At 69.3% G+C, this 9269-nt stretch carries 13 protein-coding genes; all 13 read left to right on the forward strand.

Going from position 1 to position 9269, the window contains the following annotated elements:
- Position 1: 1 nt before the first annotated feature.
- The 13 genes from H4687_RS16470 to H4687_RS16530 all read left to right on the forward strand — a co-directional run bounded on the left by H4687_RS16470 (position 2) and on the right by H4687_RS16530 (position 9264).
- Positions 2 to 1552, forward strand: coding sequence for a hypothetical protein (locus H4687_RS16470; protein WP_046916590.1), 1551 nt, complete (start codon positions 2 to 4; stop codon positions 1550 to 1552).
- A gap of 97 nt (positions 1553 to 1649) precedes the next feature.
- A complete protein-coding gene (locus H4687_RS16475) occupies positions 1650 to 3194 on the forward strand; it encodes a phage portal protein (protein WP_046916589.1) in 1545 nt (514 codons plus the stop codon).
- Positions 3194 to 4210: a hypothetical protein gene (locus H4687_RS16480; protein ID WP_050398226.1), complete on the forward strand. Its 1017-nt coding sequence runs from the start codon at positions 3194 to 3196 to the stop codon at positions 4208 to 4210. Before H4687_RS16475 ends, H4687_RS16480 begins: the two co-directional genes overlap by 1 nt.
- A gap of 55 nt (positions 4211 to 4265) precedes the next feature.
- Entirely contained in the window at positions 4266 to 5057 is a 792-nt protein-coding gene (locus tag H4687_RS16485; RefSeq protein ID WP_046916588.1) for a hypothetical protein, read from the forward strand.
- Between the two features lie 137 nt (positions 5058 to 5194).
- The gene (locus tag H4687_RS16490; RefSeq protein WP_046916587.1) at positions 5195 to 6109 is read left to right on the forward strand and encodes a phage major capsid protein; all 915 of its coding nucleotides are present in this window, start codon (positions 5195 to 5197) and stop codon (positions 6107 to 6109) included.
- A 68-nt stretch (positions 6110 to 6177) separates the two neighbouring features.
- Entirely contained in the window at positions 6178 to 6621 is a 444-nt protein-coding gene (locus tag H4687_RS16495) for a hypothetical protein (protein ID WP_046916586.1), read from the forward strand.
- Positions 6622 to 6676: 55 nt separating this feature from the next.
- Positions 6677 to 7069: a hypothetical protein gene (locus H4687_RS16500; RefSeq protein ID WP_159026191.1), complete on the forward strand. Its 393-nt coding sequence runs from the start codon at positions 6677 to 6679 to the stop codon at positions 7067 to 7069.
- Positions 7069 to 7398 (forward strand): hypothetical protein, encoded by a 330-nt coding sequence (locus tag H4687_RS16505; RefSeq protein ID WP_046916584.1) that lies wholly within the window; start codon positions 7069 to 7071, stop codon positions 7396 to 7398. The genes H4687_RS16500 and H4687_RS16505 overlap by 1 nt, the downstream gene beginning before the upstream one ends.
- Before the next feature lie 78 nt (positions 7399 to 7476).
- Complete coding sequence (locus H4687_RS16510) at positions 7477 to 7848, forward strand: hypothetical protein (RefSeq protein ID WP_046916583.1); 372 nt, start codon at positions 7477 to 7479, stop codon at positions 7846 to 7848.
- Positions 7845 to 8294: a hypothetical protein gene (locus H4687_RS16515; RefSeq protein WP_046916582.1), complete on the forward strand. Its 450-nt coding sequence runs from the start codon at positions 7845 to 7847 to the stop codon at positions 8292 to 8294. Before H4687_RS16510 ends, H4687_RS16515 begins: the two co-directional genes overlap by 4 nt.
- The gene (locus H4687_RS16520) at positions 8291 to 8518 is read left to right on the forward strand and encodes a hypothetical protein (protein WP_046916581.1); all 228 of its coding nucleotides are present in this window, start codon (positions 8291 to 8293) and stop codon (positions 8516 to 8518) included. The genes H4687_RS16515 and H4687_RS16520 overlap by 4 nt, the downstream gene beginning before the upstream one ends.
- Positions 8518 to 8706, forward strand: coding sequence for a hypothetical protein (locus H4687_RS16525; protein ID WP_046916580.1), 189 nt, complete (start codon positions 8518 to 8520; stop codon positions 8704 to 8706). Before H4687_RS16520 ends, H4687_RS16525 begins: the two co-directional genes overlap by 1 nt.
- 3 nt (positions 8707 to 8709) lie before the next feature.
- Positions 8710 to 9264: a phage tail tube protein gene (locus tag H4687_RS16530; RefSeq protein WP_046916579.1), complete on the forward strand. Its 555-nt coding sequence runs from the start codon at positions 8710 to 8712 to the stop codon at positions 9262 to 9264.
- The last annotated feature ends 5 nt before the right edge of the window (positions 9265 to 9269 follow it).

The following is a 9269-nucleotide window of genomic DNA, read 5'->3' on the forward strand; positions in this document are numbered from 1 at the left end:
CGTGACCGCGGCCGTCGCAACCGCCGGCTACCTCGACGGGCTGGACGCCGAGACGTTCAACCTCCACGCGTACCTCGCCCAGTTCAACCCTGATCTCCTCGCCGACCCCGAAGGGCGCCGCACTCTCACCCGCCTCGACCCGCTGCTGTTCGCTCTCACCTATCTCCGCCACCACCTGAAGGACACCGCAGGCCGCATCTCCTTCGGGGACGCTCATCTCGACTGGTGCCGCGCCGGCCGACGCTGGGTTCGTCCCCCGTCAGAGCCGGCCGCCGAGCGGGACGCGTACATCGCGCCCCGGAACACCGGCAAGAGCACCTGGTGGTTCCTGCTCCTGCCGATGTGGGCTGCCGCCCACGGTCACGTCCGGTTCGCTGCCGCGTTCGCCGCGTCCGCCACCCAGGCCGAAACCCACCTGGCCACCTTCAAGCGGGAGATCGACAACAACGCGCTCCTGCGCCGCGACTACCCGGACCTGTGCTCCCCGGCGAAACGGCCGTCCGGCGCGAACGTCGCCGACACGCAGAACATGTACGTCGCCAAGTCCGGATTCGTGTTCGCGGCCCGCGGTATCGACAGCTCCAGCCTCGGCATGAAGGTGGAGGAGAAGCGGCCCGACCTGCTGCTGTGCGACGACATTGAGCCGGACGAGTCGTCGTACTCGGCGGAGCTGGCGCGGAAGCGGCGTACCACGCTGGTCGATGCGATCTTCCCGTTGAACGTGTACGCCCGCGTCGTGATCTGCGGGACCGTCACCATGCCGGGCAGCATCATCCACCAGCTGGTCCGGGCCGCGAAGGGCGTCCAGGCCGAGGAGTGGGTTCGGGAGGAGGGCATCCGGGCGCACCACAGCCTGCCGATCGTGCAGCGCCCGGACGGCACCGAGCGGTCGATGTGGCCGGCGAAGTGGCCGATGACCTATCTGGCGGAGACTCGGCACACGAGGTCGTACGCGAAGAACATGGCGAACGATCCGCTTGCCGCGGACGGGGCGCTGTGGACGCCGGAGGACTTCCGCTACCCGGGCGAGGACGGCCCGGACCCTGCGACGCACATGATGCTCAGCATCGATCCCGCGGTCACCGCGAAGAAGTCCAGTGACTTCACCGGGCTGGCGGTGGTGTCGTGGTCGGTGCAGCGGCAGCGGTGCACGGTGCATGCGGCGTGGGCGGTGAAGCTGACGCCGGGGCCGCTGCTGCGGGATCGGGTGCTGGCGATCCTGGACGAGTTTCCGCAGATCGGGCTGATCTTGCTGGAGGTGAACCAGGGGCACGACACGTGGCTGTCGGTGCTGCATCACATGCCGGTGAAGGTGAAGCCGGTGTCGCAGTCGGAGCCGAAGTTCGCGCGGGCCGAGGGCGTGTTGAACCACTACCAGCGGGGTCGGGTGCTGCATGCGCGGAAGTTGCCGGAGCTGGAGCAGCAGATGTGCACGTTCCCGAAGGGCCCGAACGACGACATGGTCGACGCGGTGGGCAGCGCCGTGCGGCGGTTCATTCCGGCGGCGAAGAAGCAGGAGCCGCCGAGCGCGAGGCGAGCCAGCTACGTCTAGCCTGCGATTCGTTTGCGGCAATCGACTCGCTGCGCATCTACCGGCATTCGATGGGGGCGTTATCCTTCGATTCAAAGGTCACGTCTAGGAGGTCGCATTGGAAGACGAGCCGAGCGTCGACCCCCGCGCCGACCTCATGTCCGGCATCGCCGAACTGGACGACGCCCGCCCCGGCTACAACCAGGCGCAGACCTACTACGACGGCAAGGTCCCCGAGGTCTTCACCTCCGCCCGCCTACGCCGCGCGCTCGCCGTCCACAACATCGACTTCGACCTGAACTTCGCCAAGACGCCCGTCAACGCCGTCACCAACCGGTTGAAGATCGCCTCGATCACCAGCCCCGACGAGACGACGAACACCCTCATCTCCAAGATTTGGCAGGACAACCAGCTCAACCTGGAGATGAAGAACCTGTTCCGCCGGGCCGGAGAATACGGCGACGCCTACCTCATGGTGCTGCCCGTCGAAGACACCAAGGGCAACGTCATCCGCGTCGAGATGTTCTACAACTCGCCGCAGACCGTGCGGGTGATCTACGACGAGGAGAACCCGCGGCGGAAAAAGTTCACGATCAAACGGTGGTGCGACGGGCCGTACCTGCGGGCCGAGTTGTACTACGACGACCGCACCGAACGGTGGACCACCGCGAAGGGCTCCACCGGCGAGAGGCCCAACGACTGGATGCCCTGGCCGGCCGACCCCGACGACTCCGAGTCGTGGGTGATCGACCACGACTGGGGTGAGCAGCCCGTCTTCCACTTCCGCACCGACCGCCCTTACGGGGTGCCGGAACACTTCGGCGCCTACGGCCCGCAGAACGCCATCACCAAGCTCCAAGCCACCCACATGGGCACGGTCGACTACCAGGGCGCACCCCAGCGCTACGCACTCACCGAAACCGCCACCACCGACACCTCCGACCTGGAGCCCGGCGACTTCGATGACGACGACTGGCCACCCAACGACGCGGGCGCGGGGCCCAGCGACTCCGGCGACGACAGCAGCCTGAAGGCCGGCCCTGGCGAGATGTGGCTGCTTCGCGGCTACAAGTCCGTCGGCCAGTTCGACGCCGCGGACCCGGACGTGTTCCTTGACCCGATCACTTTCAACGTGAAGGCGATGGCGCAGATCACGGAAACCCCGCTGCGCATGTTCGACCCCCAGTCCTCCAGCCAGCGGTCTGGTGTCTCCTTCCAGGAGGAGGACTCCCCGTTCATCAGCAAGATCGAGGACCGGCAGACCGCCTACGGGGCCGAGACGCACGCGGCGTTCGTGTTCGCGCTGCGCCGCCTCGGCATCCCCGATCCGGTCGTCACCGTCGACTGGGTTCCCGCCCGGTCCGTCACCGACGCGCAGGGCTGGCAGACCGTCAAGGCGAAGATCGACGCCGGGGTCCCGCGCAGGCAGGCCCTGATGGAAGCCGGGTACCGGGCCGAGCAGGTAGATGCGTGGCTCGCCAAGGTCGACGACGCCGAGCTTCAGCGCCGCGTCGAGATCCTCGCGCGCCTGGCCGACTCCGCGCAGAAGCTCGGCGCGGCCGCGACCCTCGGCGTCATCTCTGACGACCAGGCCAAGGCGCTTCTTGCCGGGGCCCTGTCGGATCTCGAAGTCCTCGCTGGCGCGCAGGAGGAGGGCGGCTGATGGCGTATCGCAGCGACCGCCTGGCCCGCCTCGTCCAAGGCCAGCACACGAGCCAAGTCACCGACATCGAAGACCAGATCGCCGACAGCGTGATCGGTGACGGCGACAGCGCGTTCGAGGACCTGATCCGGCGGACCCTCGCAGCCTGGGTGAAGGCATTCGGCAGCTCCGACCAGGATGCGCTGTCGGGCGAGACACTCCGCCGGATCATCGCCGCCGCCCGCTCCGCCGTCCGACGTCTCCTCGGCGAGGTCGCCGGCCGCGGCCCCACCGCGCTGTGGAGCGCCCTCGCCGGGGCGTTGGCGCTGGGGGTCGAGCAGGGGACGGCGTTCGTACGAGCCGCATCCGGAAACAGCCTGCCCGCGCCTGCCGTGCCGCGCGCCGCCCGGGTGCTGCGGGACGAGGCGCTGCGTATCCGTGAGTTGGTGGAGCAGCGCCGCGACCGCGCCCTGTTTTTGCTGCATCCGGATCGGGTGAACCGCTGGTCGCATCTGCTGGCCGGCCTCGGCGCCGCCCGCGCCGCACTGCCCGCAGTCCGGGCTCACGTGGCGTGGGTCATCAACACCGCGGTCTCGCAGGGCTGGGATGCGGTCGCCCGCGCGACGGCCCCGCAACGGCTGTGGGTGTCGGAGGCGGATGCTTGCGTCCGCTGCCTGGCCTACACCGGCCGGGTCGTGGCCGTCGACGAGCCGTTCCCGGGCGGTCTGTCCTGGGACCCCCGGCAGCGCCGCACCACAGTGGCCGCTGTCGAAGGGCCGCCGCTGCACGCGAACTGCCGATGCCGGGCCGTCCCATGGAACGACGCGTGGACCACCAGCGGGATCCCGTTCCCGCTCGCCCTGCGCCGTGAGGCGCACCGGTCGATCGCCTACGGCCGGGCCCGCCCATCGGAGTCCCGCACGGCCCGGATCCGCGCGGCCCGGGAACTCCTGCGCGCCGAGCCCGGCCTGCTGCCCGCCGTGGAGGCACGCGCCCGAACCGCTGTACGCGAGGGCCGCTTCGCCCCCGCCGCATAAACCCCCGGCGCCCGCGACGGGCCGCCGCCAACCACCCCCGCGATGGGAGAACATCATGGGCATCCACCCCGACACCACCGACCCGCTGCCCGGCATCAGCGTGCCGCCCGGCACCATCCTCGGCTACCGCGCCGACGGCCGGCCGATCCACGTCATCGCCGGCGCCGCCGAGACCGACGACGAGCCCGACATCGAAGTCGAGCCCGATGACGACCCGGAGCCCGAGCCGGAGGCCGACCCTGAGCCGGAGCCGGACGACAAGCCGAAGCCCAAGCCGCCCGCCAAGAAGGACGACCCGAAGCCCGGCGACGACGACTACGAGCCGCCTTCCAAGACGGAATGGGCGCGCACCCAGGCCGCGCTGAAGAAGGCCAACGACGACGCCAAGCGGCACCGGCTCCGCAACAAGGAGCTGGAGGACAAGGCGCGCGGCGACGAGTCCGACCACGAGAAGGCGCTGCGGGAGGCGCGCGAGGAAGGTGAGCGGAAGTACCGCGCCCCGCTGGTGCAGACCGCGGCCAGGTCCGCGCTCGTTGAGGCTGGGGCGCTGGCGTTCCTCTCCGATGAGAAGGAACCGGAGTCACAGGCTGCCCGCGAGAAAGGCGAGTCGCGCCTGAAGCGGCTGTTGAAGCTGGTCGACACGGACGCCCTCGACATCGACGACGACGGGTCGGTGTCGGGTCTGGACGCTGCGGTCGATGAGTTGCGCAGGGACTATCCGGAGCTGTTCTCGGCGCCAGCCCGGAAGCCGAAGGCCCGGCCGACGGGCGCGCCCCGGCCTGCCGCGGTGGAGAAGCCGAAGAGTACGGCGGAGATCCATGCGAACCGGATCCTCGGAAAGGCTTGACGCCAACAGGTATATTCATCACCAGGTGAATTGCTCCGGTGATCGGAGTAGGCCGCCGCCCTTGCTTGCGAAGGCGCCCGTGATGGGGCCCGAGCCCCAACTCGTATCCCCATCACGCCGCCCGCAGGAGGGCCATCATGGCGCGCAACACCCTTGAGGCATGGATCCCCGAAGAGTGGGAGACATCCAAGGTCATTCAGGGCATCAACCAGATGTCCGCCGTCGAGGCACTCGCCGCCCGCATCACCATGGGCTCCGACACCAAGCACGTCCCGCGCACCGCTGGCATGGGTGTCGACGTCGTCGCGAAGGGCGGCGCCTACGGTGAGGACGTCAGTCTCAACGACGAAGTCCTGCTGACGGCCCGCAAGTTCGGCAAGGCCGCGAGGATCGCGGAAGAGGACATCGACGACTCGGTCGCCGACGTCATCGAGGCGAAGATGATCGGCTGGGGCCGGTCCTACGCCAAGATGATCGACAACGCGTCTCTCGCTGTGTCCGCCGCCGAGAACGGCACCACCATCCCGTTCACGTCGCTGTACCAGCTGCTGAACACCACCGACGCCACCCTCAGCTACACCGGCGGCGACAACATCACCACCGCCGCCAGCTCCGGCGCCCCCACCTACGGCGAGTTCTCCACCGCCATCGGCGACGTCGAGGGCGGCGACTACTTCGACCCCGGCAACATGGTCGCCATCGCCCACCCGGCGTTCCGCAAGAGCCTGCGAGGCGTCCTCGACGACCAGAGCCGCCCGATCTTCATGGAAGGCCTGTCCGGCACCCCCGACACCATCTTCAGTGTCCCGGTCCGCTGGTCCCTCGGCGCACGCCTGTCCGCGACCGCCACCTCGGCGCCCACCGGACGGCCGATCATGGCGTTCGTCAACCCCGAGCTGCTGCTCCTCGGCGTCCGCTCCGGCCCCGAGAGTGTGTTCATCGACGGCCGCGACGGCCTGTCCGCCCTGACCGACGAGTCGATCCTCAAGATGCGCGCCCGCCGCGGCTTCGCCTACGGCCACCCCAACGGCGCCTCCATCCTCGTCGGCTGACCGCCCCGATTGTGGTGTGCCGCCCGACGGCTCCGGGCGGCACACCACCGAACACAGGGAGGTGAGCCATGGCAGCGAGGAAGACCACCAGCAGCAAGACCACGGCCGACAAGCCAGCCGAGAGCGAGGAGCAGCTCCAGCAGAAGCAGTTCCCCGCGAAGGCCGGCGCGCCGGAAGTCGAGGTCGACAAGCGGTCCCCGGACGGCGCCGAGGGCACGCGCCACGTCAAGGAGTTCGTCGTCCTCGGCGACACCTGGACGGGCGAGGAGTACCAGCACGAGGCGAACAGGGCGGCGGTCGCCAACGAGGCGATCCAGCGCGGCCTCCACCCGCGCGGCGAGGCCACCTTCGACGGCGCCGAGGATCACCCCGACGGCGCGTCCGTGACCCTCACCTACTCGGTGGAGACCGTGCCGTCCTCCATCGACCACTCCCCGGAGGACACGACCACCCCGCGCGACGTCATCGAAGACGCCGGCGGCGACACCAGCAGCAGCAAGGCCGAGGCCTGACATGGTCGACGCCTGGGCTACCGCGCAGCAGGTCCTGAACACCACAGGGGTGTCGGTGACCGATGCGCAGCTTGCCCAGGCGCAGGACGACATCGAGATCTTCACCAGCCGGGTCTACGCCGACACGGCGCGGATCCGGACGCGGGATCTCTACTGGCTGGGCCGGGCCGTCGCCCGGCAGGCAGCGTGGGCGGCGGGCCAGTTCGGTCTGGAGACGCGGCTGGATGCCACGCAGATCCAGCAGGACCAGGTGTCGACCACGCTCACGGGCGACGGCCTGGTCCTCGCACCCATGGCAGCCCGCGCTTTGCGGAAGGTGTCGTGGATGCGGTCGCGGACCGTGCACATCCGCTCGGCGGTCGAGGGTGCGGGCCCGGTCGGGAACGTCCTCTCGGACGCGGCTGACGACCAGCTGGACTGGGCGCCGGTCGGGAACGGGGGCCACTGATGCAGGCCATCGCCACCACCCTCCTGACCGTGCTGCGCGGCACGACCACCGACGTGTACGGCGACGAGCAGGACACCGACGCCCCCGTCCTCACCGGCATCCCTGCCTCGCTGACCGAGCAGTCCCGGCGGGTCACCACCCGCGACAACCCGACCCCCCGCATCGTCCGCTACGCCGTCGCCCGTGTGGCTGCTGGCACGGATATCCGGGATCAGGACCGGGTGCGTGATGAGCGCACCGGGGCCGTGTACATCGTCGACGCCCCGTCGTCGATGGCGAACCCCGCGATGACCGCTGATCTGCGGCTGGATCTGCGGCGCACGACCTGACAACAGCATCGGCCACCAGCGCCCGGGGAGACCGGGCCCGGCCAGCACGACACCACCTTCGGAGAGGAGGCGGCGACTATGGCGCGATCCGGCGTACGGATCGACCCGTCGGCGCGTACGCATGTCGACGCGGCGATCAACGACTGGATGGGAGACGTCATCGGCGTCGCCATCCTCGGAGACGCCCGCGACTACGTCCACAAGCGCACCGGCCGCCTGCACGACTCCCTCCGCTCCGAGTGCCACGACAAGGTGCTGCGCGTCGGCTCCCTCGACTGCAACTACTCGACGGACGTCGAACTCGGCACCGCCCCGCACGTGATCGTGCCCCGCAACAAGAAGGCCTTGTACTGGCCTGGCGCTGACCACCCCGTGGCCCGCGTGAACCACCCCGGCACTCCGCCCATGCCGTACTTGCGTCCCGCTCTGTTCCAGCGGAGGACGCCGTGAGCCTCCAACTGCGGGCCACCCCAGAACTCGTCGCCACCGCCTGGCTCAAGACCGTCGTCGGCGACCGCGTCGCCACGACCCTGCCCAAGGACAACACCTCGTGGGCGGCGTCCGGGTTCTGCACCCTCGTCACGGCCGGCGGCACCCCGAACCTGTACGTGCCGCTGCGGGATCCGGCGATGGGCGTGGACTGCTGGGCCTTCAACCCAGACAGCCAGAAGCCGCCGTGGAACAAGGCCGCCGTGCTCGCAGAGGCGATCCAGGCCGCCTGTTACGACCACACGGCGATCCCGCAGACCGTCACCCTGCCCGCCGGGTATCCGGCCGCGCGGGTTCTGTCCGCGTACACGGTCGGCGAGTCCCGACGGATCCATGACGACGCCTCGTCGTACGCCCGCTACTCGATCCCCGGGCTCGTCATCGCCTGGACGGAGGTCCCCTCGTGAGCTGCTACGCCGTCCAGGAACGCAAGCCGCATGGCCAGCTCCTCAGTTGGAACGGGCGCGTCATCGTCCACAACAGTCGAGACGAGTTGGAGTTCCTTCTCACCGGCGACATCCGCATCGTCGACTGCCCGCGCTCCATTCCGCCCGAGCAGACCATCGAACTGCGCTTCCACCCGCAGTTCAGCCACCACCGCTTTCCACTCTGTCGGGAGGACTACCCCTGATGCCCACCGTCCGGACCACCATGCAGCCCGACCGGGAGATCGAGGTCACCGACGCCGACTACCTCGACCTCAAGCGGCAGGGCCTCCTCATCGACGACACCCCGGAGACTCCCGCACCCGCCACGGCGGCCCCTGCCCCTCCCGAGAAGAAGACCATCGCCGGCACGGCCGGAAGCAAGGAGAGCTGACCTATGTCGGTGACCACGACCAACCTGATCCAGGGCCCCGCAACCCTCTACAAGGGGGCATTCGGTGCGACCGAGCCCGCTGACACGGCCGTCAACGCGGCCCCGCCCGCGTCCTCGTGGACGGATCTGGGCGGTACGCAGGACGGCGTGAAGCTCAGCGTCGACCAGACCTACTCGGAGCTGGAGGTCGACCAGATCACCCTCCGCGTCGGCAGCCGCCTCACGAAGCAGGACTTCACCATCGAGACCTCCCTCGCGGAGGCGACGCTGGAGAACCTGTCGATCTCCCTCAACGGCGGCACGGCAGCGTCCGGGTCGGGCTACAAGAGCTTCGATCCGAACGTTACGTCGAGTGCGACGCAGCCGAACTACTTCGCCGTGATCATGGACGGTTACGGCCCCGGCGGCACGCGTCGCATCATCGGCCGCCGGATGCTCAACACCGACTCGACGGAACTGGCGTACACGAAGGACAAGCAGACGCTGATCCCCGTCAAGTTCACGGGGCACTACGTCAGCTCGGTGATCACCCCCTTCCACATCGTCGACCAGAACTGACCAGC

The organism is Streptomyces stelliscabiei, assembly GCF_014873495.1.
Classification (GTDB): domain Bacteria; phylum Actinomycetota; class Actinomycetes; order Streptomycetales; family Streptomycetaceae; genus Streptomyces; species Streptomyces bottropensis.